16 protein-coding genes are annotated in these 23,244 nt (G+C 72.9%); 7 read left to right on the forward strand and 9 right to left on the reverse strand.

What is annotated here, in order from left to right:
* Window positions 1-20: 20 nt before the first annotated feature.
* The 3 genes from CUC05_RS13065 (at window position 21) to CUC05_RS13075 (ending at window position 4,951) form a co-directional block, all read left to right on the forward strand.
* Window positions 21-1,136 (forward strand): AI-2E family transporter, encoded by a 1,116-nt coding sequence (locus CUC05_RS13065; protein WP_108666548.1) that lies wholly within the window; start codon window positions 21-23, stop codon window positions 1,134-1,136.
* Window positions 1,137-1,236: 100 nt separating this feature from the next.
* Complete coding sequence (icmF, locus tag CUC05_RS13070) at window positions 1,237-4,467, forward strand: fused isobutyryl-CoA mutase/GTPase IcmF (RefSeq protein ID WP_108666549.1); 3,231 nt, start codon at window positions 1,237-1,239, stop codon at window positions 4,465-4,467.
* Between the two features lie 7 nt (window positions 4,468-4,474).
* A complete protein-coding gene (locus tag CUC05_RS13075) occupies window positions 4,475-4,951 on the forward strand; it encodes a MarR family winged helix-turn-helix transcriptional regulator (RefSeq protein ID WP_205712315.1) in 477 nt (158 codons plus the stop codon).
* Between the two features lie 174 nt (window positions 4,952-5,125).
* Here the strand turns inward: CUC05_RS13075 and CUC05_RS13080 are convergent, their stop codons facing one another.
* Together CUC05_RS13080 and CUC05_RS13085 are read right to left on the reverse strand one after the other, a co-directional pair.
* Window positions 5,126-6,022 carry a formate/nitrite transporter family protein gene (locus CUC05_RS13080; protein WP_108666550.1) on the reverse strand — a complete coding sequence of 299 codons (897 nt, stop codon included), beginning with the start codon at window positions 6,020-6,022 and terminating at the stop codon, window positions 5,126-5,128.
* A gap of 180 nt (window positions 6,023-6,202) precedes the next feature.
* Complete coding sequence (locus CUC05_RS13085) at window positions 6,203-7,039, reverse strand: DMT family transporter (RefSeq protein ID WP_108666551.1); 837 nt, start codon at window positions 7,037-7,039, stop codon at window positions 6,203-6,205.
* A 106-nt stretch (window positions 7,040-7,145) separates the two neighbouring features.
* Between CUC05_RS13085 and CUC05_RS13090 the strand changes: the two genes are divergently transcribed.
* Entirely contained in the window at window positions 7,146-7,754 is a 609-nt protein-coding gene (locus tag CUC05_RS13090; protein WP_170128004.1) for a helix-turn-helix domain-containing protein, read from the forward strand.
* Window positions 7,755-7,791: 37 nt separating this feature from the next.
* On the opposite strand, the gene CUC05_RS13095 is transcribed toward CUC05_RS13090, so the two are convergent.
* Complete coding sequence (locus CUC05_RS13095) at window positions 7,792-9,006, reverse strand: bifunctional alpha/beta hydrolase/OsmC family protein (RefSeq protein ID WP_205712316.1); 1,215 nt, start codon at window positions 9,004-9,006, stop codon at window positions 7,792-7,794.
* Window positions 9,007-9,153: 147 nt separating this feature from the next.
* Here CUC05_RS13095 and CUC05_RS13100 point away from each other — a divergent pair, with 147 nt between their 5' ends.
* From CUC05_RS13100 to CUC05_RS13110, 3 genes are read left to right on the forward strand one after another with little or no spacing between them, the layout of a single operon-like run.
* Window positions 9,154-10,647, forward strand: coding sequence for an LVIVD repeat-containing protein (locus CUC05_RS13100; protein ID WP_108666553.1), 1,494 nt, complete (start codon window positions 9,154-9,156; stop codon window positions 10,645-10,647).
* A gap of 40 nt (window positions 10,648-10,687) precedes the next feature.
* On the forward strand, window positions 10,688-11,131 hold the full coding sequence (locus CUC05_RS13105; protein ID WP_157965517.1) for a VOC family protein: 444 nt from the start codon (window positions 10,688-10,690) through the stop codon (window positions 11,129-11,131).
* Window positions 11,124-12,725 carry a beta-eliminating lyase-related protein gene (locus tag CUC05_RS13110; protein WP_157965518.1) on the forward strand — a complete coding sequence of 534 codons (1,602 nt, stop codon included), beginning with the start codon at window positions 11,124-11,126 and terminating at the stop codon, window positions 12,723-12,725. The genes CUC05_RS13105 and CUC05_RS13110 overlap by 8 nt, the downstream gene beginning before the upstream one ends.
* Window positions 12,726-12,781: 56 nt before the next feature.
* Here the strand turns inward: CUC05_RS13110 and CUC05_RS24270 are convergent, their stop codons facing one another.
* Genes CUC05_RS24270 through CUC05_RS13150 form a run of 6 tightly spaced genes read right to left on the reverse strand, consistent with a single transcriptional unit; the run spans window position 12,782 to window position 23,211 of the window.
* Complete coding sequence (locus CUC05_RS24270) at window positions 12,782-17,620, reverse strand: VWA domain-containing protein (protein ID WP_157965519.1); 4,839 nt, start codon at window positions 17,618-17,620, stop codon at window positions 12,782-12,784.
* On the reverse strand, window positions 17,617-18,525 hold the full coding sequence (locus tag CUC05_RS13130) for a DUF58 domain-containing protein (RefSeq protein ID WP_157965520.1): 909 nt from the start codon (window positions 18,523-18,525) through the stop codon (window positions 17,617-17,619). Before CUC05_RS13130 ends, CUC05_RS24270 begins: the two co-directional genes overlap by 4 nt.
* Window position 18,526: 1 nt before the next feature.
* Window positions 18,527-19,552 carry an AAA family ATPase gene (locus CUC05_RS13135; protein WP_108666593.1) on the reverse strand — a complete coding sequence of 342 codons (1,026 nt, stop codon included), beginning with the start codon at window positions 19,550-19,552 and terminating at the stop codon, window positions 18,527-18,529.
* 32 nt (window positions 19,553-19,584) lie between these two features.
* The gene (locus CUC05_RS13140; RefSeq protein WP_108666555.1) at window positions 19,585-21,201 is read right to left on the reverse strand and encodes a hypothetical protein; all 1,617 of its coding nucleotides are present in this window, start codon (window positions 21,199-21,201) and stop codon (window positions 19,585-19,587) included.
* The gene (locus CUC05_RS13145; protein WP_108666556.1) at window positions 21,194-22,153 is read right to left on the reverse strand and encodes an ABC transporter permease; all 960 of its coding nucleotides are present in this window, start codon (window positions 22,151-22,153) and stop codon (window positions 21,194-21,196) included. The genes CUC05_RS13140 and CUC05_RS13145 overlap by 8 nt, the downstream gene beginning before the upstream one ends.
* Complete coding sequence (locus CUC05_RS13150; protein ID WP_205712318.1) at window positions 22,150-23,211, reverse strand: ABC transporter ATP-binding protein; 1,062 nt, start codon at window positions 23,209-23,211, stop codon at window positions 22,150-22,152. Before CUC05_RS13150 ends, CUC05_RS13145 begins: the two co-directional genes overlap by 4 nt.
* Between the last annotated feature and the right edge of the window lie 33 nt (window positions 23,212-23,244).

Raw genomic sequence — 23,244 nt, forward strand, 5'->3', positions numbered from 1 at the left:
ATGGACATGGTCAGTCGGTCATGACCACCGCCGACCGGCCGCTCTGGCAGGACCGCTTCCCGCCCATCGCCTACTGGGTGAAGGTCGCCGCGCTCGTGCTGCTGCTGGTCATCAGCATCCGCATGCTGGCCATCCTCCAGGGGCTGCTCATCGTGCTCGCCGCCTCGGCGGTGCTGGCGATCGGCCTGCAGCCGGCGATCGAGTGGCTGCAGGACCGTGGGCTGCCACGCGGGGCGGCGATGGCCGTGATCATCGCCATCGGCATCGCCGTCACGGGCGCGGCCCTGTTCCTGATCGTCCCCGTCGTCGTGGACCAGGTCGGCACGCTGGTCGAGACCTTGCCGGAGTACGTGGAGGGCCTGGAGCAGGACAGCCCCTTCATCGCCGACCTGACCGCGCGGATCGACCCGATGGAGCAGGTCGGATCGGCGGTCGGCCAGCTGCCGGACGGGGCGATGAGCGCCGTCGGCGGGGTGTTCTCCGCGGTCTTCGACCTGCTGCTGGTCCTCACGCTGACGCCGTACTTCGCGATGGCCCTGCCGCGCATCAAGCGCTGGGGCGTTCGCCTGCTGGTGCGCGAGGACCGCGAGGGGTTCCTCCGCCTCCTGAACCGCTCCACCAGCCTGATGGCCAACTACATCGCCGGCAACCTCCTGGTCAGCGCCATCGCCGGTGTCGTGGCATGGATCGCGCTGACCGCCATCGGCGTGCCCTACGCGGCCGCGCTGGCCGTCTTCATCGCCCTGACCGACATGGTCCCGGCCGTCGGCGCCACCGTCGGGGCCGCCGCCGCGGTCGGGGTCGCCCTCACCCAGGGGGTCGGCCAGGCCCTGCTGACCGGTGCCGTGCTGCTGACCTACCAGCAGGTCGAGAACTACGTGATCGTGCCCCGGGTCATGCGCGACGCCATCGACGTCTCGCCGGCCATCGGCATCGTGGCGCTGCTGATCGGCGGCACCCTCGCCGGCCCCGTCGGTGCCCTCCTCGCGCTGCCCGTGGCCGCGATGATCCGGGTGCTGCTGGAGGAGTTCGTCCTGAAGGAACGCATCCGTGCGGTCCGGGAGGCCGACGCGGAGGAGCAGGCCAACGGGGGGCGTCGTCGGCCACGCGGCATCCGCGAACGCGTCCTGCCCTGAACGGGCTCGGCGACCGTCGGCCGACCACTTCACAGACTTACTTGGATGTCCTAGTATCGGACTTCCAACCGCTGTGTCCCCTTCCCAGGCTGGAGCCGCCGTGAGCACCGAGTCGTCCCTGCACGTCCCCACCAACCCCGTCCGGATCGTGACCGCCGGGTCGCTGTTCGACGGGCACGACGCCGCGATCAACATCATGCGACGGCTGCTGCAGTCGCAGGGTGCGGAGGTCATCCACCTCGGCCACGACCGCTCCGTCGCCGAGGTCGTCACCGCCGCGATCCAGGAGGACGCCCAGGGGGTCGCCGTCAGCTCCTACCAGGGCGGGCACGTCGAGTACTTCACCTACCTGCGCGAGCTGCTCGACGAGAAGGGCGCCACCCACGTCCGCGTCTACGGCGGTGGCGGCGGGACGATCGTGCCGGCAGAGATCGAGCTGCTGCACTCCCGCGGCATCGACCGCATCTTCTCCCCGGGCGACGGGCAGGAGCTGGGGCTGCCCGGGATGATCAACCAGATCATCCGGACCTGCGACGTGTCGTTGTCGTCGGGTGAGGAGCCCAGCGCCGACGCCGTGCAGACCGGCGACGAGACCGCCATCGGTCGGCTGATCACCCGCATCCAGGACGGGCAGGTGCCGACGTGGCTGCCCGAGGCCGCAGCCGCGCGCACCGTGCCGGTGCTGGGCATCACGGGGACCGGCGGCGCGGGCAAGTCCTCGCTGACCGACGAGCTGGTCCGTCGCATCCGCCGTGACCACGAGGACAAGCTGCGGGTGGCCGTGCTGGCCATCGACCCGTCGCGTCGTCGTGGTGGCGGGGCGCTGCTGGGCGACCGCATCCGCATGAACACCGTCGAGCCGGGGCTGGTCTTCTTCCGCTCCCTCGCCACCCGCACGCCGGGCGCGGAGGTGCCCGACAACCTCGACGCCGTCATCGACGCCTGCAAGGCCGGTGGCTTCGACCTGGTCATCGTCGAGACCCCCGGCATCGGCCAGGGCAACGCCGCCATCACCGACCACGTCGACGTGTCGATGTACGTCATGACCCCCGAGTTCGGCGCGGCCAGCCAGCTGGAGAAGATCGACATGCTCGACTTCGCCGACGTCGTGGCCATCAACAAGTTCGAGCGTCGCGGCGCCGAGGACGCCATGCGCGACGTGGCCCGCCAGATGGTCCGCAACCGCCAGGCGTTCGGCACCCCGTGGGAGGAGATGCCCGTCTTCGGCACCTCCGCCGCCCGCTTCGACGACGACGGCGTGACCGCCCTGTACCAGGAGCTGAAGGCCCTGCTGACCCCGAAGGGCCTGCCGGAGGGTGGGGGTGCGCTGCCCCGGGTCGACGTGCGCCACTCCTCGCACCTGTCGGTCATCGTGCCGGGCGAGCGGGAGCGGTACCTCGCCGACATCGCCTCGACGGTCCGCAGCTACCACGCCATGACCGAGGAGCAGGCCGTGCTGGCCGGCAAGCTGCAGGCCGCCCAGCGGACCAGCCGGATGCTGGAAGCCGGCGACGCGGCCGACGCCGTCGACGCGCTGGTCGACGAGCTCGAGGGCCAGATGGACCCCGAGGTCCACACGCTGCTGGACTCGTGGACGCAGACGGTCGAGGACTACTCGGGCGAGGAGATCACCTTCACCGTCCGCGGCAAGCAGATCAGCGCCCCCGCCACCCGCGAGACGTTGTCGGGCTCGAAGGTGCGCCGCGTCGCTCTGCCGCGGACCACCGAGAAGGCCGAGCTCGTCCGGTTCCTGCGGCGCGAGAACCTGCCCGGCCACTTCCCCTACACCGCCGGGGTGTTCCCGCTGAAGCGCGACGGCGAGGCGCCCGCCCGCATGTTCGCCGGCGAGGGCGACCCGTTCCGCACCAACCGCCGGTTCCACCTGCTGGCCGAGGGACAGCCGGCCACCCGCCTGTCCACGGCGTTCGACTCCGTGACCCTCTACGGCCGTGACCCCGACGAACGTCCCGACATCTACGGCAAGGTCGGCACCTCGGGTGTGTCGATCGCGACGCTGGACGACATGAAGGAGCTGTACAAGGGCTTCGACCTGTGCGACCCGACGACGTCGGTGTCGATGACGATCAACGGGCCGGCCCCGACGATCCTGGCGTTCTTCCTCAACACCGCCCTGGATCAGCAGGTCGATCGGTTCGTGGAGCGGGAAGGGCGCCAGCCCACGGAGGAGGAGATGGCGGGCATCCGCGCCCACACGTTCTCCTCGGTCCGCGGCACGGTGCAGGCCGACATCCTCAAGGAGGACCAGGGGCAGAACACCTGCATCTTCTCCACCGAGTTCAGCCTGCGCTGCATGGCCGACATCCAGGAGTGGTTCATCGACCACGACGTCCGCAACTTCTACTCGGTCTCCATCAGCGGGTACCACATCGCCGAGGCGGGGGCGAACCCCATCAGCCAGCTGGCGTTCACCCTGTCCAACGGCTTCACCTACGTCGAGTCCTACCTGGCCCGCGGCATGGACATCGACGACTTCGCGCCGAACCTGTCGTTCTTCTTCTCCAACGGCATGGACGCGGAGTACACGGTGCTGGGCCGTGTGGCCCGTCGCATCTGGGCGGTCGCGATGAAGGAGCGGTACGGGGCCAACGAGCGGTCGCAGAAGCTGAAGTACCACGTGCAGACCTCCGGCCGGTCGCTGCACGCCCAGGAGATGCACTTCAACGACATCCGCACGACGCTGCAGGCGCTGTGCGCGATCTACGACAACACCAACTCGCTGCACACCAACGCCTACGACGAGGCCATCACGACCCCCACGACGGAGTCGGTGCGCCGGGCGCTGGCCATCCAGATGATCATCGACCAGGAATGGGGCCTGGCGAAGAACGAGAACCCGCTGCAGGGCTCGTGGATCGTCGAGGAGCTGACCGACCTGGTCGAGGAGGCCGTGCTCAAGGAGTTCGAGGCCATCTCCAACCGTGGCGGCGTGCTCGGGGCGATGGAAACCGGCTACCAGCGCGGCAAGATCCAGGACGAGTCGATGAAGTACGAGCACCGCAAGCACGACGGCTCGTTGCCCATCATCGGGGTCAACACCTTCCTGCCGCCCAAGGGCGAGGAGGAGGACCTGCCGGAGGTCGAGCTGGCCCGGGCGACGGAGGAGGAGAAGGCCTCGCAGCTGCGTCGTGTCCAGGAGTGGACGGCCAGCCACCGGTCGGCGGCCGACGCGGCGCTGGCCCGCCTGCAGGAGGTCGCGACGTCCGACGGCAACACCTTCGAGGCGCTGATGGACGCCGCCCGCGTGTGTTCGCTCGGCCAGATCACCGAGGCGTTCTTCGAGGTCGGCGGGCAGTACCGCCGCAACGTCTGACCCTCCGGTGGACGCCGACTTCGACCCGATCCGGGAAGCCCATCGTCGATGGGTCGAGCACGGCTGGGCCGACGCCGCCGACGGCATGGCGCTGGTCACCTCCATCACGCGAGTGCAGGCGGTCTTCCAGCAGCGCATCGACGGGCTGCTGAAGCCCTTCGACCTGACGTTCGCCCGCTACGAGGTCCTGCAGCTGCTGTCGTTCAGCCGGACCGGGTCGTTGCCCATGGGGGCGATCGGTCGGCGACTGCAGGTCCACCCGACCTCGGTGACATCGGCCATCGACCGGCTGGAGCGGCAGGGCTTCGTCGTCCGGGAGGACCATCCGACCGACCGGCGCGCCAAGCTGGCCACATTGACCGAGGAGGGACGGGCCGTCGTCAAGCAGGCGACGGCCGTCCTGAACGAGCAGGTCTTCAGCGACCCGGGTGTCGACCCGGCGGCCGTCACCGAGCTTGTCGACCTGCTTGCCGACATCCGCTGACGTTCCGAACGTCCCGGCGCGGGGCAGCATCGCCGCATGTTCGTCTTCTTCTCCAACAAGCTCGGCTGCACCGGGTCCATCCTGGTCTCGATCGTCGCGTCGGCCGTGCTGATCCTGCTGCTGCGGTCCTGCAGCTGAGCGACACGGCAGGCGACGAGGCCTTCGTACAGCTGATCAGTCCTCGTCGGGCCGGATCCGGCGGCGGTAGTCCGACCCCTTGATGGTCATGGCGGTGCGACGACGCCGTTCGATGTGGGGGCGGCCGACCTGCACGAGGCGCAACAGGGTGACCAGGCCGAGGCCGCCCAGCATGTTGCCGAGGACGGCGTAGGACGACAGCTGCAGCCAGTCCCAGTAGCCGTAGCCGGTCCCACCCACCTGGAGCGCCGCGAACATCTTGATGGAGATGACGACGACGTGGTTCATGTGGGTCGAGCCGAGGATGAAGCCGAAGGCGATGACCGACACGAGCCGGCCGCCCTCGGTCTCGGCGTTGCGGACCATCCAGGTCATGAGGGTGATGGCCGCACCGGCCAGCACGGCCAGCATGAACGACTCCAGCGACAGGGCACGGCTCATGATCGACTCGCCGCGCTCCATCGCGATGGGGTGCAGGTCGGGGTAGGCGATCATCACCATCGCGGCGATCAGCCAGCCACCGGCGAGGTTCGTGGTGTACGTGCCGGCCCACAGCCGCCCGAGCTGTCGCAGGCTGGCCTTGCGGGTGATCACCGTGGTCACGGGAACCAGGAAGTTCTCGGTGAACAGCTCGGAGCGCCCGAGGTGGATGGCGATGAAGCCGATGGTGAACGCCAGGCCACCGAGCAGCTCCGACCCCGTCTCGTGCTCCACGAACAGCAGGGCCAGCACACCGAACCCGACGTCCAGCCCGGCCATGAACCCGGTCGCGAGCAGGTTGCCGATCGGGCGGTTCAGCCGGCCCGCGCCCTCCTCGACGCTGCGGTCGAAGCTGGCGTTCAGCTCGCCGGACTCGTCGGCGTGCAACCGTTCGCCTCGCGACGGGTTGGGGTCCTTCGCCTCCTCGACGGTCAGGTCGGCGGCAGCGGCCATGGGGATGTCCTATCGGGTCGGGCCCCGCCGTGTCGGCGGGGTCTGCTCCGAGGAGTTCCCAGAAACGGCCCACCTCATCCCTGTCCACCGGGACGGCTCGGCCACGCCCGTGGCCACCGGCCCGATCGGGGCCCACCCCACCCCATCGTGGGTATCGGCACGATCAGCCCCCAAAGAGGGTCAGACCGCGATCAGCACCGTCGCGCCGAGGGCGAACGCCACGCCGACCTGCTGGCTGGCGCCGAGCCGTTCACGCAGGAACAGCCACGCCAGCAGCACCACCCCGACGGGGTACAGGCCCGTCACCACGGACGTGAGGACCAGCAGCCCCTGGCGGGTGGCGAGGAGGAACAGGACGTTGGCGGTCATGTCGAGCAGGCCCGACGTGGTGGCCATGCCGGCCACCCGGCCCGTGGGCCACGCCGGACGACGGGCCGCGATGACCGCGCCGAGCAGGACGAGGCCGACGATGCGCGCGGCGACCAGCGGCCACAGGCCCGAGTCGTCCGGCGCCTGGTCGAGCGCGACGAAGAACACGCCGAACAGCGCGCCGGCGAACGCCGCGACCAGCAGCCCACGGCGCTGCGCCGCCGTCTCTGGGGTCAAGGATCCGCCCGTGCGCGACACGAGGACGGTCCCGGCGATCCCGACGGCGATGCCCACGACGGCCAGCTGGTCGGGCCGTTCGCCCAGGCCCAGCCCGAAGGTGACCGGCACGGCTGCCCCGACGAGGGACGCCATGGGGGCCGCGGCACCCATCTGCCCCATGCCCAGCGCGCGGAAGTACGCGACCAGGCCGCCTGCCCCGGCGAGTCCGGCCACCCCGCCCCACACCATGGCCTGGGCGCTGGGCGTGCCCGGCAGGACGAGCATGGCCACGAGGACCAGCACGAGGCCGACCGCCTGGCTGACCGCCGCGACGGGCACGGCGTCACCGCGTCGCGTCGCGAGTCCTCCGAGGAAGTCGGCGGCACCGAACGTGACGGCCGACCCCAGCGACAGCAGCAGCGCGGTCATTTCGCTATCCTCCTCGTCCAGTTGAATGGCCCGCCACCGTATCCATCAATGGCATGCGGTGCAACCAACTGGCCCACATACCTACTGAACTGACCGAGGAGTGCTCGTGGACGTCGAGGAGCTGGCCGACGTGATCGGCGCCAACGTGCTGCGGTTGCGGCAGGCGCTCGGCTGGTCCCAAGACACCCTCGCCCAGTCGTGCGGGCTGTCGAAGGGCACGATCGTCGCCATCGAGCAGCAGCGCTCCAACCCGTCGGTGGCGACCCTGTGCGCGTTGTCGGAGTCGCTGGGCGTCGGCCTGCACACCCTGCTGGAACGGCCATCCGGTCCGCTGGTCAAGCATCGCCGGGCGGACGACGCGGTCGACCTGTGGAGCACCCCGGCCGGCAGCCGGGCGTCCCTGCTGATCGGCACCGACCCGCCGGGTGGCGTCGAGCTGTGGGACTGGGAGCTCGCACCCGGCGACGCCTTCGACGGTGAGGCCCACCCCCGCGGCACCACCGAGACGGTCCGTGTGCACGAGGGCGCGCTGACGGTGGCCGTCGGGGCCCGGTCGGTTGACGTGCAGGCCGACGAGGTCGTGGTGTTCGAGGCCCACGAGCCCCATCGCTACGCCAACGCCGCCGCCACGGTGACGCGCTTCTCCATGTGGATCGTGGTGGGCGACGAGGGCGACATGCCGCCGCCGTTCCGCGACCTCGGCGCCAGCAGCTGACCTGCCGGCCAGTGCCCGTCCTGCCACCGGGCGGGCGTCACTCGAGGACGGTGTGGACCTCGATCTGGCCGTGCAACGTCTTGTGGACGGGGCACTTGTCGGCGACGCGCAGCAGGTCGGCCCGCTGGTCGTCGGTCAGGTCGCCCTCCAGCACCAGGGTCTTGTCGAACTTCTCGATGCGCCCGGCCACGTGTTCGCACTCGTTGCAGTCCTTGGCGTGGACCCGATCGTGGGTCACCGTCGCCCGGGCGGCGGTCAGCGGGTACCCCTTGCGGTCGGCGTAGATCCGCAGCGTGAGGGTGGTGCAGGACGCCAGGGCACCGGCAAGCAGGTCGTAGGGGGTCGGGCCGGTCTCGAGGCCGCCGGCCTCCTCCGGTTCGTCGACCCGCAGCACGTAGCCACGGCTGGTCACGTCCGTCTCGAGGGTGCCCTTGGTCACGGCGGTGGCGCCGGCCTCGTCGTAGGTGGTGCTGCCCGCCACCTGGGGTGAAGGCAGGTACCGCTCGGCCCATGCGGCGATGACCCCCGCTGCGTAGTGGGCGTCCCGCGGGTCGCTCAGCAGGTGGTCGGCGTGATCCAGCGACACGAAGCTCTTGGGGTGCTTGGCGGCGTCGTGGATGATCCGCGCGTTGTCGATGCCGACCGTCTGGTCCAGCGGGGAGTGCATGACCAGCAGCGCCTTGCCCAGCGACGGCAACGTGTCGACCAGCCGGTGGGTCCGCAGGTCCTCCACGAACGACCGCCCGATCGTGAACGGTCGACCGCCGATGGACACCTCGGCCTGCCCCTCGCGGTCGATCTCCTCCAGGCCCGCCGACAGCAGGTGTTCGACGTGGCCGGGGTCGGCAGGCGCGCCGATGGTCGCGACGGCGGCCACCGACTCGATGCGTGGGGCGGCCGCCAGCACGGCCGCCCCACCGAGGGAATGGCCGACCAGCAGCGAGGTCGGGGCGACGGTCTCGCCCAGGTACCGTGCGGCGGCGACGAGGTCCTCGACGTCGGCGGAGAAGCTCGACCCGGACAGCTCGCCCCCGCTGCGGCCGAGGCCGGTGAAGTCGAAGGCCAGGACGGCGAAGCCCTCACGGGTCAGCGCCTGGGCGATCTCCTTCTCCACCTTCAGGTCCTTGGAGCACGTGAAGCAGTGGGCGAACACGGCCGCTCCGCGGACGGCCCGGCCCTGCGGCACGTCGAGGCGGGCGGACAGCTCGTGTCCCCTGGGGCTGTCGAACGTGCATCGTGACGTCGTGATCACCGTGGCGCTCCTCCTCGAGTGGTGGCGGCGTGAACCCTGCCACGTCCGACCCAACCGGTCCCGCGGGGCGCTGATTCCGCCCGTGTCGCCACGACCCACCGGCACCGCCGGGCAGGAAACGCATGCACCCACGTCGAACCACGCACCATGCGCACCATCCTCGCGGCACTCGTCGCCCTCCTTGCCCTGGCTGCCGGCATCATGCCCGCGACCGCCCTGCCGTCGCTCGACGCGGCCACCGACACCGGCTCGTTGCTGGTCGACGCCGCCCCGGGGCCCGGCGGCTTCTCCAGCGACAACATGGACTACCTCGGCACGCTCGCCGCGGACTCCTCCGGCATCGGTGCGCGCTACCACGTGATGCCCGACGGCGAGCGACGCTTCTACGTCTCCGGCGCCCAGGGGCTGACGATCTACAACGTCGACAACCCGGCGTTCCCCGTGCCGCTCGGCCGCTTCGAGATCCCCAACTTCGAGAACGAGGACGTGTCGGTGTCGGCCGACGGCAGGACGGTGCTCATGAGCGAGTTCACCGTCGACGCGTACTACTACGTCTTCACCGTCAGCGACCCGATCGCGGCGACCGGGCAGGTGCTGATCACCCTGGAGGGCCAGATCCTGCTGGAGGGTGCCCACATCGTCGACTGCATCGACGATGCGTGCGACTGGGTCTACGGCTCCGACGGCGACATCTACGACATGTCCGACAAGTCCAACCCCGAGCTGGTGGGGGACTGGAAGGACGTCGTGCAGGCCCAGATCGGGTCGCGTCCGGGCGGCGGCCACAACGTCGAGGTCATCGGCGACCGCGACCTCGACGGCGACGGCGACCTCGAGCGGGTCCTGACGACCGACACGACCCCGATCGTCATGCTCGACGTCACCGACCCGCAGGTCCCGCTCGTCATCAGCCAGTCGAACAGGGCCGACCACGGCGACTTCGGGACCCAGTACCAGCACAACAACAAGGTCCTGGACTTCGAGGCCTACGAGCCCCGCGACACCACCACCGACCCGGTGATCCTCGACGCCGACGGCCTGCCCACCAACCTGGCCCCGGGCGAGATCATGCTGGGCAACGGCGAGACCAACTTCACCGGCACCTGTGGTGCGGGGTCGGGCCCGCTGGCGTCGTGGTCGATCGCGGACTGGGAGGACGGCACGCAGTTCGAGGCCATCGAGGTCTTCCGCCCCGAGTCGGGCACCTACGACGGTGACGGCAACGCCGCGGTCAACGCGCTGGGCTGCTCGGGCCACTGGTTCGACACCCGTCAGCCGACCGCGACCGAGATCGCGTCCGGCGTGGCCGCCGAGGGCGACATCATGGTCGCCGCCGGCTGGTACGAGCACGGCACCCGCGTGTTCCACGTCGACGGACGGACCGGCCACATCTCCCAGCTGGCCTTCTTCCAGCCCGTCGCGGGATCGGCGTCGGCCGCCCACTGGGTCGTCGACGGCGAGCGCACCTTCATCTACACCGTCGACTACATCCGCGGTGGCGACGTCCTGCGGTTCGACGGCAGCGACGCCGACCTGATCCCCTCCCACGAGGACCGCGCCCTGTCGTGGACCCTCGCATCGGACGTGGCCACCGACCTGTCGACCGAGGCCCGCTACCTCTGCTACCTGGCCATCCAGTAACCCCGTCGACGGAGGTGCCGGCGCGGGTATCGTGCCGGCCATGCGCATCACCGTCGACGCCCTGCTCATCGACACACCCGACCCCGACGCCCTGGCGATGTTCTACGAGGACCTGCTCGGGTGGGTCCGCACGTTCGAGGACGAGGGCGAGGTCATGATCGGCCCGCGGGACGGGGAGGGGTTTCCCATCCTGTTCGTGGAGGTCGATGACCCCAAGGCCGGGAAGAACCGGCTGCACTTCGACCTGCGGCCCGACGACCAGGCCGCGGCGGTCGCCAAGGCGCTGGACCTCGGCGCGACACGGGTCGACATCGGCCAGCACGAGGACCCCGACGTGACGTGGGAGGTGCTGGCCGACCCCGACGGCAACGAGTTCTGCATCCTCTCCGACGGCAGCCCTGCCGCCGACCCCGACCTGATCGCGGAGGCACGGGCGAAGCTCGACGCCGCGCACACACACGGGCACGACCACGACCATGGATGACGCCGGCCGTCAGCGGGCCCTGGCGGCCCGCTGCACCCGGTTCCTCCACTGGCACGGCGAGCGCACGCCTGCTGACCTGCTGGCCGAGCTGCCCGACGACGTCGAGGCCGACCGGTACGGCGGCGGCGGGGTGGTCGCCGAGCTCGAGGCCGAGGTCGCCGAGCTGCTGGGCAAGCCCGCCGCGGTGTTCATGCCGTCGGGCACGATGTCCCAGCAGATCGCCCTGCGGATCCACGCCGAGGACGTGGGCAGCGCCACCGCGCTGATGCACCCGACCGCCCACCTGCTGCTGCACGAGGACGAGGGTCCCCAGCGCCTGCACGGCCTGACCCTGCGGCCCGTCGGGTCGCCGGTCGAGCTGCTCTCCCTCACCGACCTCGAGGCGATCGCCGAACCCGCGGGGACGTTGCTGCTGGAGCTGCCGCAGCGGGAGATCGGGGGTCGCCTGCCGTCCTGGGACGCGCTGGTCGCCCAGACCACGTGGGCTCGCGAGCGCGGCATGGCCGTGCACATGGACGGGGCCCGCCTGTGGGAGGCCGCCGCCGGGTACGACCGCCCGCACGCCGAGGTCGCCGCGTTGTTCGACAGCGTCTACGTGTCGTTCTACAAGGGGCTCGGCGCCATCGCGGGGGCCTGCCTGGTCGGCGAGGACGACCTGGTCGATCGTGCCCGCGAGTGGCGGCACCGACACGGCGGGACGGTGTTCGCCCTGTGGCCCTACGCCGCCAGCGCCCTCGCCGGCCTGCGTGCTCGGCTGGGCCGCATGCCCGACTACCTGGCTCACGCCCGCGCCGTCGCGGCTGCCCTTGCCGACGTCGACGGGGTCGAGGTCGTCCCCGACCCCCCGCAGGTCTCGATGTTCCACGTGGCGATGCGCACGACCGCCGCGGACTTCCGGGTCCGGGCCCACCGCCTGGCGCTGGAGCAGGGGATCGGGGTCTGGTCCCAGTCGTGGCCGTCGGAGATGCCGTCGTGGCAGCGGGTCGAGCTGACCGTGGGCGACGCCACCCTCGAGTTCGCCCCCGAGGAGGTCGCCGCCGTGATCGCCGAGCTGGCCACACCGGTCGGGGCCACCTCAGCCGCCGAGCAGCCGGTCGAGGTGCTGGCCGAGGACGGGTCGGTGGCCGACGTGGTGCCCCGCGCCCGCATGCGCGCCAAGGGGCTGCGCCACCGCTCCACCTACGTCGTGGTCCTGACCAGCGACGACGAGGTGGTCGTGCACCGGCGGGCGGAGTGGAAGGACCTGGCCGGCGGCCACTGGGACCTGGCGTTCGGCGGCATCTGCGACGTCGGCGAACCGTGGGAGGCCGCGGCCCGCCGCGAGCTGGCCGAGGAGGCGGGCCTGGAGGGCATCCCGCTGGAGGACCTCGGTGAGGTGGAGTGGACGGCCGCGTCGCCCACCGACCCCGCGTCGCTGGTCGGGCGGGTGTACGTCGCCCGTTTCGACGGCGAGCTGCACCCCGCGGACGGCGAGGTCACCGCCCTCGACCGCGTGCCCCTGGCCGAGCTGGACGCCTGGCTGGCCACCCACGAGGTCGTCGAGGACACCCGCGAGCTGATCCCTCCCCTCCTCCGCGATCTGCTCGACGCCTGACCACGCCGACGCGCGTGTCGGGTGGTCACGACGGGCGGCCCGGGATCCAGCACGCGTCACCAGGGGCTGGAGTCATCCCGGTCGAACGCCTTGTCGCGGGCCCTGCGGAGGGCGGCCAGGCCGGTGGCGGGTTCCCCGGCGGTGGGAGTTGGTTCACCATCGGGAGGAGGAGGGGGCGCGGGCGGGCCGGCGTCGGTCGACGGCTCGGGGCCGGGGCTGGCCAGCGGGGGTGATCCGCCGGGGGGACCGCGGTGGCCGACCCCCGACGCACCCGACACGCGGTCGGTGGTCGACGGCGTCCCGACCGTGCTCGACGGGCCGGCGGTCGACCGGGACGACGGCCGGGACGCATCGGCCGTGCGCGACCGCAGCCGGCGCAGGTCACCGCGTTCGAGGCGCAGGCGTCGTACCCCGACCTCGGCCACCGCCAGCAGCATCGCGGCGACCAGCAGCCACGACCGGATGCGGACGCCTCGCCGGCCCGGGTCCAGGTCGTCGCTGCGGAACGCCGCGGCCTGCGCCGGGTCGACCAGCCCGCCGGTCTGCTCGGCCGCCCGGGTCAGGGCGGCGTCGTCGGCGGGGGCGGCCCCGAACTCCGCGGGGTAGGCCCGGACGGCCGGAACGGTCGCCCGGCCGATGGGTTCGCCGGCCCCGTCGGTGGCGAGGATGCTGACGAGGTGCACCCCCTCCGCTTCGGCGGGCAGCGTGCCGGAGAACCCGCCCAAGTCGTCGCGGTGCAGCTCGACCTCGTGCCGGACGCCGTCGGGGTCGACGACCGTCGCGGTGACCGTGGTGCCGGCCACGTTGGCGGGCACCTGCGCGGTGACGTCCAGGCCACCCGGCCCGGCCGTGGCCGACGCATCGATCGTGTCGCCCGTCGCGTCGGGGAACGTGTCCTTGACCACGTCGGCCCAGAACGACTGGTAGCCACCCCAGCCGACCCACCCGGCCGACCAGCGGGCAGCCGCGTCGCTGGTCCACGCCGTGGCCGTGCCCGCCCCGACCTGCCACGTGGCCAGCAGGGGATCGGCGAACTCGCCGACGGTCAGCAGCCGGCGGGCGGTCGGCTTGGCGGTGGTGGCCACGAACCCCAGCAGGGGCGGGGCGCTGTCCAGCCCCTCGGTGGCGTCGTCCAGCCCGGTGACGGTCGGGACGAAGCTGCCCTCGCTGACCAGCGGACGGGCGACCTGCATGACCTCGGCGGCCAGGATCTCGGGGATCTCCGACAGGTCGCGTCCCGGGTAGTAGCGGCCGCCGCCCCGCCGGGCCATGTCCTCCAGCTCGTCGAAGCTGCCCTCGCCCGTGCCGACGACCGACAGGGTGATGCCGGCGTCCAGTGCCTCGTCGGCCACCGGCCCGAGGCCCGTGAGGTCGCCCATGAACCCGTCGGAGAACAGCACGATGTGCCGCAGCTCCGCGTCGGCACCGCGGAGACCCTCGATGGCGACGCGGATCGCCTGCGGGATGTCGGTGTTGCCGGACGGCTGCAGCTGCGCCAGCCCGTCCTCGACCACCGCGGACTCGGGGACCTGCTGCAGCGGCAGCACCCAGTGGGACTGCGTGTCGAAGGCGAGCACACCGACGGTGTCGGTGGACTCCAGCGCCTGCACGGCACGGCGGACGGCCTGCCGGGCGATCTCGGTCTTCTGGACGGCGCCGGGGTCCTCCTGGATGGGGCCGCCCATGGCCTCGTCGGCGCAGTGGCAGGCCCCCATGGACTCCGAGGAGTCCACGACCAGCGCCTCGGCCACGCGCGGGCGCCGCAGCGGGTCGGTGATGCGGGAGGAGACCGGCAGCAGGTCCTCCAGCGAGGTGTCGGTGTAGTCGCCGAGCCCGAAGGACTGCTCGCCGCCGACGGCCACCAGGCCGACCCCGCCGTCACGGACGGCGGCGTCGAGGGCGGTCATGCCGGCGGTCCCGAGGGACGGGGCGGCCACGTCGACCAGGACGATCGCATCGTTGGCCAGCAGCCGGTCGGCCGTGGGAAGGCCCTGGCTGATGGGCCGCTGCTCGACGGTGACCCCGCCGGCCTCCAGGGCGGCGGCCAGCGGGTCGGCGTCGGCCGGGTCGTCGGCGATCATCAGGACCCGTGGCGGCCCGGCGACCCTCACGGCGGCCTGGCCGGTGTCGTTGCGGGCGACGGTCGACTCGCCGCTGCGCAGCTCGGCGGTGATGCGGTCCAGCGGGTCGTCACCGGCCACGTGGTCGACGGTAATGGTGGAGGTGCCGGGCGGCAGCTGGACCTGCTGGCTGGCGACCTGCTGGTCGCCGATGCGGACGACCAGCACACCCTCGGCATCGCGTCCGGTGTCGTTGCGCAGCACGACGTCGATGGGGTAGGCCTCACCCTGCCGGACCGACGCGGGCGCCTCGACGGCCTCGACCAGGACGTCGGCGACGCCGGCCTCGCCGACCCGGACGACGTCCAGGCCGATGCCGGTCTCGGCCAGCAGCGCCGCGGCCTGGTCGAGGTTGCCCTGCGTCGCCCGCCCGTCGGTCAGCAGCACGACCCGGCGACGGTTCTCCCGGCCGAGCAGGCCTCCGGCGAGCCTGACCGCGCGTTCCATGTCGCTGCCGTCCTCGCGGACGACGACGGGCGGCAGGACGCTCGGCGAGGCGTTCAGCAGCCGGTGGGCGACCTGGGCGTCACGCCCGAACAGGACCACACCGATGCGGTCGTCCTCCGCGGCGTCGACGCTTGCGGCCCTGACCCACTCGAGCGCTGCCTGCTGGCCACCCGACCCCATGCTGGCTGACGCGTCGACCACGAAGACCACGTCGACGTCCCGTCCCCGCAGGGGGATGGCCGGGTCCAGCAGCGTGGCGACCAGCAGGAGGAGGGCCGCGACGCGCATGCCGGTGGCGACTCGCTGTCGCCGGTCGGGACGCCGGACCGTCCGGCCATCGACGCCGCGCACCTGCCACGCGGCCCACGCCTGCAGCAGGACCTCCAGGCCGACGAGGGCGGCGGCTGCGGCAGCGAACCATCGCCACAGCTCGATCCGGCCGTCGGTGGCCAGCGCCGTGTCGCCGGGCAGGGCCAGCTCCTGCGCGACCTCGCCGGCGGTGACGGTGGTGGTGTCGGCCGTGGACGGGGTGCCGAGGGCGGGTTCGACGACCGCCAGGTCGGACTCGGCCGTGTCGGGGTTGACGGCCAGCACCCGGGGGGCGGTGTCCGGGACGGTGCCGTCGTAGGCGACGGTCCACACGCCCGGGGTGTCCAGCGTTGCGCTGGGCCGGAACCCGCCGACGGGAACGGTGGCGCCGTCGGGGGAGGTCAGGGTCGCCTCGACCCCGGTGGGCAGCGGCAGGGACCGGTCGGCCCCGGCGGTCAGCGGGACGTCGGTGGTCGGGGCGGCCAGCTGCTGCACGGCGTTGGCCACGAGGACGGGCAGGCCGACCTGGAGCGGCAGGTTGGAGTCGGCCAGCGCGAAGGGCAGCAGCACCATCGACGCGTCGCCCACCCGCCCGGCGAGCAGCAGCGGCCCACCGGGGCCGTCGACCAGCCGGCGCATCGACGGTGCCTCGACGACGTCCATCTCGGCGACGGCGAGGTCGGACAGGTCGGCGTCGGCCAGCAGCGGGTCGGCGGTGTCGACGCGGGTGATGGTCGGCAGGGCACGCCGGCCGGTCACGGTGACGTCGTCGGGCAGGCTGGTCGGGGCGAACGCCAGGATCGGCACCGTCGGGACGGCCGGCAGGTCCACGCGGTCGGCGACGACCAGGTCGACACCGTCCAGCACGTCCTCGCCGCCGTCGACGCCTGCAGGCCCACCGGGGCCGTCCCCGTCCGGCCGTGCCGTCAGCGCGGCGGGCATCGTGTCGGCGCGGGTGACGTCCACACCGGGGACGGCGGCCAGGGCCGCGTCGAGGAACAGGTTGTCCGGGCCGACGTGCAGGATGCGCACGTCGGGCCGGTCGGGCAGGACGACCCGTGCCCGGTTGTCGTGGGCCAGCCCATCGGCGACACGTTCGCCGTCGGGACCGGTGTCGTCGACGACGACGGCGGCCTCCAGCACCGGGGGCCTGCCGTCGGGGTCACCGACGAGGCCCTCGATGTCGACCTCGATGTCGCTGCGACCGCGCGGGTCGACGGTCGCCGCCCTCGTGGCCACGGTGTCGTCGTCGACGGTGACGGTCAGGACGATGTCCAGGGGGATGTCGGCATGGCTGTCGACCTGCACCACCAGCCGGGCGCTGCCGCCGCCGAGGGGGACGGCGCGCACCGCACCGATCGCCAAGTTGGGGCCGGTCTCGCCGACCAGGTCCAGGATGGTGCCGCGAGGGGCGAGCGAGGCCGCGTCGGGGCTGATGCCGCCGTCGGTGACGAGGTGCAGGACGGTGTCCTCGCCGGGACGGATCATCGCTGCGGCGAGGGTCAGGGCCTCGTCCATCGCCCCGGCGGTGCTGTCGGCGCGGATGCCGTCGAGCGCCGCCTCCGCCTGGCTGGCCGGGAGCGTGTCGGCGATCACGCGTGCGTGGGTGCCAGCAAGGACGACGGAGACCAGGCGCCCGTCGCCGGCCCGGTCGACCAGCTCGGCGACGACGGCGCGGGCATGTTCGATGCGGGCCAGCCCGTCGGCGGTGGTGGCCTGCATCGACGCGGACCCGTCGACGACGACGATCGTGTGGTCCGACACCTCCGCGGGCACGGCGACTGCCGGACGGGCCAGCGCCAGTGCTGCCATCAGCAGGGCGAGCGCGATGATCCAGAAGGTCCGGTCGGGCGCGAACCGCTGCCACGGGATGGCGGCCGAGGCGGTCTCGGCCTCGTCGGCGAACAGCAGGGTCGAGGCGACGACCCGCCGGGGACGGCGGCTGCGCAGGACGTACCAGAGGACGAGCGGTCCGAGCAGGGCGCCGGCGGCCAGCCCGAGGGGGGCGAGCAGGCTCACCCGACCACCCCGCTGCGGGGGAGCGCGAGGATCTGCTCGTCGACCGGCAGGTCGTCGACGATCCGGACACACGTCACCCCGGCCGCCCCGGCGGTGGCGTCCACGCCGTCCAGCCAGGCGTCCCGCCGTTCGACGAAGCGTCGTCGGGCCGCCGGGGTGGCGGCTCCGTCGATCTCGGTGCCCCGGTCGGCGTCGACCAGGCGCGGGTCGTCGTCCAGCCAGGGGTCCAGGTCGTCGCGGCCGACGACGTGCACGATCGCCCCGCCGGCACGGCCGGCTCCGAGCAGCCGGATGACGTCGGGCCAGCCTGGCGTCAGCAGGTCACCGATCAGCACGACCGGCCCCCGTCCGCTGGCGGGCAGGCACCGGCGGATGGCGGCCAGCGCCGGGTCCTCGGCGTCCACGCGCGCAGGGTCGGACGGGACGGCGGCGCCGTCGACGAGGTGGTCACGGACGGCGGTGAGCCGGGCCAGGGTCGCGCCGACCGCCGGCCGGCCGCGTTGCCACGGTCCGAGTCCCCCCTCGCCGTCGGTCGTGGCCAGTCGCACACGGTCGCCACCCAGCACCGCGGTGACGGCGAGCGCTGCGGCGAGACGGCAGGCCACGGTCGCCTTGTCACCGAACGCCATGGAGGCGGACGTGTCGACGACGACCTGGAGGCCGACCTCGTCCTCGGCCTCGAACAGCTTGACCAGCAGCCGACCGAGCCGCTGGTGGGCGTGGTGGTCGACGCGGCGTGGGTCGTCGCCGGGCTGGTAGGGGCGGTAGTCGTCGAAGTCCAGCGAGCTGCCGTGCCCACGGGCACGGTGCTGTCCGCTGCCACCCGTTGCCACCCGCCGACGCGCACGCAGCTGCAGCCGCCGCAGCGCCTCCAGCTCCGCGGGCTGCAGCAGGGCGGCAGGCACCTCAGGCGCCCCGGACCTGCGGGTCGGGCGGGCCGACGCGGTCCAGGACGGCGGCGACCAGCTGGTCGGCGGTGACGCCAGCGGCGGCAGCTTCGTAGCCGAGGACCAGCCGGTGGCGCAGCGCCGGCAGCGCGGCGCGTCGGAGGTCGTCGACCGACGCATGGGCCCGTCCGGCCAGCAGCGCGGTCGCCTTGGCCAGCAGCACCATCGCCTGGGCGCCACGGGGAGAGGCGCCGAGCCGCACGTACCGCTTGACCGGGTCGGCGGCATCGGGCCGGTCGGGGTGGGTGGCGGTGGTCAGGGCGGCCGCATGGTGCAGCACGTGGGGGGCGATGGGGATGGACCTGGTGAGGGCGACCATCGCCCGGACGTCGTCGACGGTCGCGACGGGTCGCACCTCCGCGGACGTGGTGCCGGTCGTGCGGGTCAGGATGTCGACCAGGTCATCGGCCGGGGGCATCGGCACGAGGACCTTGGCGAGGAACCGGTCCATCTGCGCCTCGGGCAGCGGGTAGGTCCCCTCCATGTCGATGGGGTTCTGCGTCGCGAGGACGAGGAACGGGTCGGGCAGCGGACGGGTGGTGCCGCCGAGCGTCACCCCGCGTTCGGCCATGGCCTCCAGCAGCGCGGCCTGGGTCTTGGGGGTGGCCCGGTTGATCTCGTCGGCCAGCAGCAGGTTGGTGAAGACCGGACCCGGCTGGAACGCCCCGGCCTGGTCGCCGGTGAGGACGGTCGTGCCGAGGATGTCGGCGGGCATCAGGTCGGGGGTGCACTGGACGCGGCTGAAGTCCATGCGCAGCGCACCAGCCAGCGACTTGAGCAGGACGGTCTTGCCCAGGCCGGGGACACCCTCGAGCAGGACGTGCCCGCCGGCGAACAGGCAGGCCAGCACCTCCTCGACCATGTCGGCCTGACCGACGATGACCCGCCTGACCTCGCTGCGGATGGACTCGCCGAGCCGCAGCGCGTGGGCGATGGCCGCCTCGGCGTCGGCCGCCCGGGACGACGCGTCGCCGCGCGGCGGCATCGGCGGGGCAGGAGGGGGTGCGGGCTGCTGGGTCACTGGCTGGCTCCTCTGGCGAGGCGGTCGAAGTAGTCGCGGACGGTGTCGCGCAGGCGCAGCGGGTAGCCGGGTTGGTCGACGGCGGCGGTGGCGCGGCTGGCGTAGTCGGCGAGCACGTCGAGGTAGGGCACGCGGGCGTCGGAGGCGATGCCCTGCCCTTCCTGGGTACCGGTGACGGGGGCGTCGTCGAGGTTGTCGGGGGTGCCCCCGAGGAAGACCTGCTCGTCGGGGTCGACGGGGGCGAGCGGGTCTCGGCCGGTCGCGGTCTCCTGTCCCTCGCCGGGGGCCTGGCCGGGGCCGGACTGGCCCTGTGTCGACTGGCCCCTGCCACCGTTGCCCGTGCCGGGGGCATCGACCACGGCACCCGGTCCACCGCCACCACCACCGCTGCCCTGCCCCTGTCCTTGCCCCTGACCCTGTCCTTGCCCCTGGCCGTTCCCGGTGCCGCCGCCGTTCCCGTCGCCGCTGCCCTGGCCGTTCCCGTTCCCATCGCCGTTGCCGTCGCCGTTCCCGTCGCCGGCGCCGTCGCGGGCCTGGCCGGCCGCGCGTTCTGCCGCGGCCGCAGCCGCCCCGGCCGCAGCCGCGTCGGCGGTCGCCGCCTGGGCGTCGCGGACAGCGTCGGCGGCGCGACGCAGGGCCGCGGCTGCGGTGGCCTGGCCGCCGGGCTGCCCCAGCGTCGCCGCCGCGGCCTGCAGTCCGGCTGCGGCGGCGGGCAGGCCGTCGGAGAGCGCCTCGCCGAGCTCGCCGAGCCGTTCGGCCAGCGCCTCGGTGTCGGTGACCTCGCCGGCCTCGATCGCCGCGGCGAGCGCCTCCAGCTCGGCAGCCGGATCACCGCTGCCGCCGCCGGGCAAGGGCGCACCCGCGAGCTCCTGGGCAAGGCCGTCCAGCGCGACTTCTCGTGGCAGCTCGGCCTCCGCGGTGTCGGCCAGGTCGGCCGCGGCCCGGTCGAGCTCGGCGAGCGCGTCCTCCAGGGGCGCCTCGCGGAGCTCCTCGGCGAGGTCGCGCAGCTGGTCGGCCAGCGCCGGGGCCGCGTCGGCGTCGGCCTCCTCCAGCCGGTCGGCCGCCTCCTCCAGCGTTTCGGCAGCCTCCTCGGCCGCCAGCCGCTCCTCCTCCAGGCGGGCGCGGTCGTCGTCTCGCGGGTTGGGGACCACCATCAGCAGTCCGGCGAGGGCGACGGCGGATGCCCCGACGGCGAGGCGGCGTGTCGGGACGAGGGCCTTCCCTGGCAGCTCGGCCACCTCCGCTGCCCGGCGTTCGGCACGGCGTGCCTGGAGGCTGGCGAGCCCCAGCGGGTCCGACACCTCGTCGGTCGGGAGGACCAGCGCGCTGGTGAACGCGTCCTCGCTGTCGAGCCACCGGTCGGCGACACGGGCGGCCTGGACGGGGTCGATCCGACCGGCGGTCGCCGCGACGGTGCTGACCACGGCGACCAGGCCGGCGACGACGGTCACGGCGCCGTCGACGTCGGGCAGGACGGTCAGCCGGCTGACCAGCGCCCAGCACAGGACCAGCCCACCGGCGAGCAGCATGCCGAAGGACAGCCCGGCCAGCAGGCGGTTGACGCGCAGCCGACGCCGGACCATCGCCAGCAGCCGGGTCAGGCCCTCACCCATCGTGGTGCCCTGCGGTCGTGGGGGCGGGCTCGCGGGCGGGGCCGATCGAGGCCGAGACGGTCGGTCGGGTCAGGCGGACCTTGCGGACGGCCACGAGGAACGCCAGCGCGGCGAACGCGACGAGCAGGCCGACACCCCTGAGCCAGTGCCACGTCCGGTCGAAGTCGACCCCGAAGCCGACGTTGTCGAAGTCGCCGGCACGCAGCAGGTAGGCGAAGGGGGTCAGGGGGGAGGGAAGGGACAGGATCCCACCGACCTCACCGGTGTTGACCGCACCCGCCAGGGCGGTGAACGGGTTGGCGTACAGCGGGATGATCGCGCTCTCGGGGCTTCCCCGGACCAGCCCGATGAGGATCGCCACGAAGCCGGTGCCGAGGATCAGCAGCAGCACCAGGGCATAGGTCATGACGACGGCGGAGGTGGTGCCCTTGGCGACCGAGGAGATGCCCAGCGCCATCGCGCCGACGCACAGCCCCATCAGCAGGACGACGGCCAGGCCGAGCACGACGTCCAGCAGCTCCACGCCACCGAAGACGGTGCTGATGGTGACCAGCGGCAGCGACGCGACGACGAGCAGGCCGACCCAGGCGGTGGAGGCCCACAGCTTGCCGAGGACGATCTGGCCGGGCGTCATCAGGGTGGCCTGCAGCAGCGGCAGGCTGCCGCGTTCCCGTTCACCGGCGATCTGTCCGGCGGCGAAGCCGGGGGCGGCGACGAGCACCAGCCCGAGCAGGGTGGCCAGGACGCTCTCGACCATGAACCGGCCGAGCTGCGGTCGCAGGAACGCGGCGTCGGCGCCGATCCACTGCGCCTGTCCCTCGAGGACCCGGCGACCGATCTCGTGCAGCCCCCACGTGACGAGTGACAGGGCGAGCAGGAACAGGACCAGCACCAGGGTGGCCCGGGGCCGGCGCCAGCGGCGCAGCAGCTCTCGGCGGAGGACCGGGTTCACGACTGGCTCCCGTCGGCCGGTGGCGGGGTGGTGGCCGCCGGTCCAGCGGCGGGCGGTGGTGCCGCCGGGGGTGGGGCTGCGCTCCGCTGGTTGGTCAGGGACATGAACAGCTCCTCGAGGTCCTGGCGTTTCTGCGTCAGCTCGGCGATGTCGACGCCGGCGCCGATCAGTGACCGGACCAGCGCGGCGACCTCGGCGTCGGCCCCGGCGACGCGCAGGTAGATCACCCCCGGCTGGACGTGCTCGACGGCCGCGCCGAGCGTGCGGGCGGACTCGACCGCGGCGTCGGTGCCCGCGGGGTCGGGCAGGCGGATGCGCACCCCGGTGTGCCCGCCGAACAGGCTGGCCTCGAGGTCGGCGGTGCGGCCGGAGGCGACGACCCCGCCGCTGTCCATGATCACCACGCTGTCGCACATCTGGGCGAGCTCGGTCAGGATGTGGCTGCTGATCAGGACGGTCTTGCCGTCGCCGTGGAGGGCCCGGAGGATCTCGCGCAGCTCGATGCGGGCACGGGGGTCCAGCCCCGACGCGGGTTCGTCGAGCAGCAGGACCTCGGGGTCGTGGACCAGCGCGCGGGCCAGTCCGAGCCGTTGCTGCATGCCGCGGCTGAGCCCCTCGACGTCGGTGCGTCGCTTGTCGGTCAGGCGGACCAGCTCGAGCAGGTCGTCCACGCGCTGGGCCCGCTCGCCCTTCGGCACCTTGTACGCGGCGGCGAAGAAGTCGAGGTACTCGTGGACCGAGAGGCCGCCGTAGACGCCGAAGAAGTCGGGCATCCAGCCAACGAGGCGACGGACGATCCCCGGCTGCCGGATCGGGTCGTTGCCGAAGACCTGCACCACGCCGGTGTCGGGTGCGAGCAGCCCGGCGATCGACTTCATGGTCGTGGTCTTGCCGGCCCCGTTGGGTCCGATCAGGCCGACCAGGGATCCCGCAGGGACGTCGAGGTCGATGCCGGCGACGGCCTGGGTCGGCCCGAACCGTTTGGTCACCCCGCGGAGGTGGATGGCGGGCGGGTCGGCGACAGCCGTCCCCGTGGCCGCATCTGCGGTGTCGGGCACGGCTGTTCGACGGGGGGCACCCGGTGGCGGCGG

It is taken from the genome of Euzebya rosea (genome assembly GCF_003073135.1).
Taxonomy (GTDB): Bacteria; Actinomycetota; Nitriliruptoria; order Euzebyales; family Euzebyaceae; genus Euzebya; species Euzebya rosea.

What these genes read in the sequence shown, in the direction of transcription:
- CUC05_RS13065 (WP_108666548.1), top strand. Translation starts at nt 21, where the DNA reads ATGACCACCGCCGACCGGCCGCTCTGGCAGGACCGCTTCCCGCCCATC.
- CUC05_RS13080 (WP_108666550.1), bottom strand. Translation starts at nt 6,022, where the DNA reads ATGGCCGCTGCCGCCGACCTGACCGTCGAGGAGGCGAAGGACCCCAAC.
- CUC05_RS13085 (WP_108666551.1), bottom strand. Translation starts at nt 7,039, where the DNA reads ATGACCGCGCTGCTGCTGTCGCTGGGGTCGGCCGTCACGTTCGGTGCC.
- CUC05_RS13100 (WP_108666553.1), top strand. Translation starts at nt 9,154, where the DNA reads ATGCGCACCATCCTCGCGGCACTCGTCGCCCTCCTTGCCCTGGCTGCC.
- CUC05_RS13105 (WP_157965517.1), top strand. Translation starts at nt 10,688, where the DNA reads ATGCGCATCACCGTCGACGCCCTGCTCATCGACACACCCGACCCCGAC.
- CUC05_RS13110 (WP_157965518.1), top strand. Translation starts at nt 11,124, where the DNA reads ATGGATGACGCCGGCCGTCAGCGGGCCCTGGCGGCCCGCTGCACCCGG.
- CUC05_RS13135 (WP_108666593.1), bottom strand. Translation starts at nt 19,552, where the DNA reads ATGCCGCCGCGCGGCGACGCGTCGTCCCGGGCGGCCGACGCCGAGGCG.
- CUC05_RS13140 (WP_108666555.1), bottom strand. Translation starts at nt 21,201, where the DNA reads ATGGGTGAGGGCCTGACCCGGCTGCTGGCGATGGTCCGGCGTCGGCTG.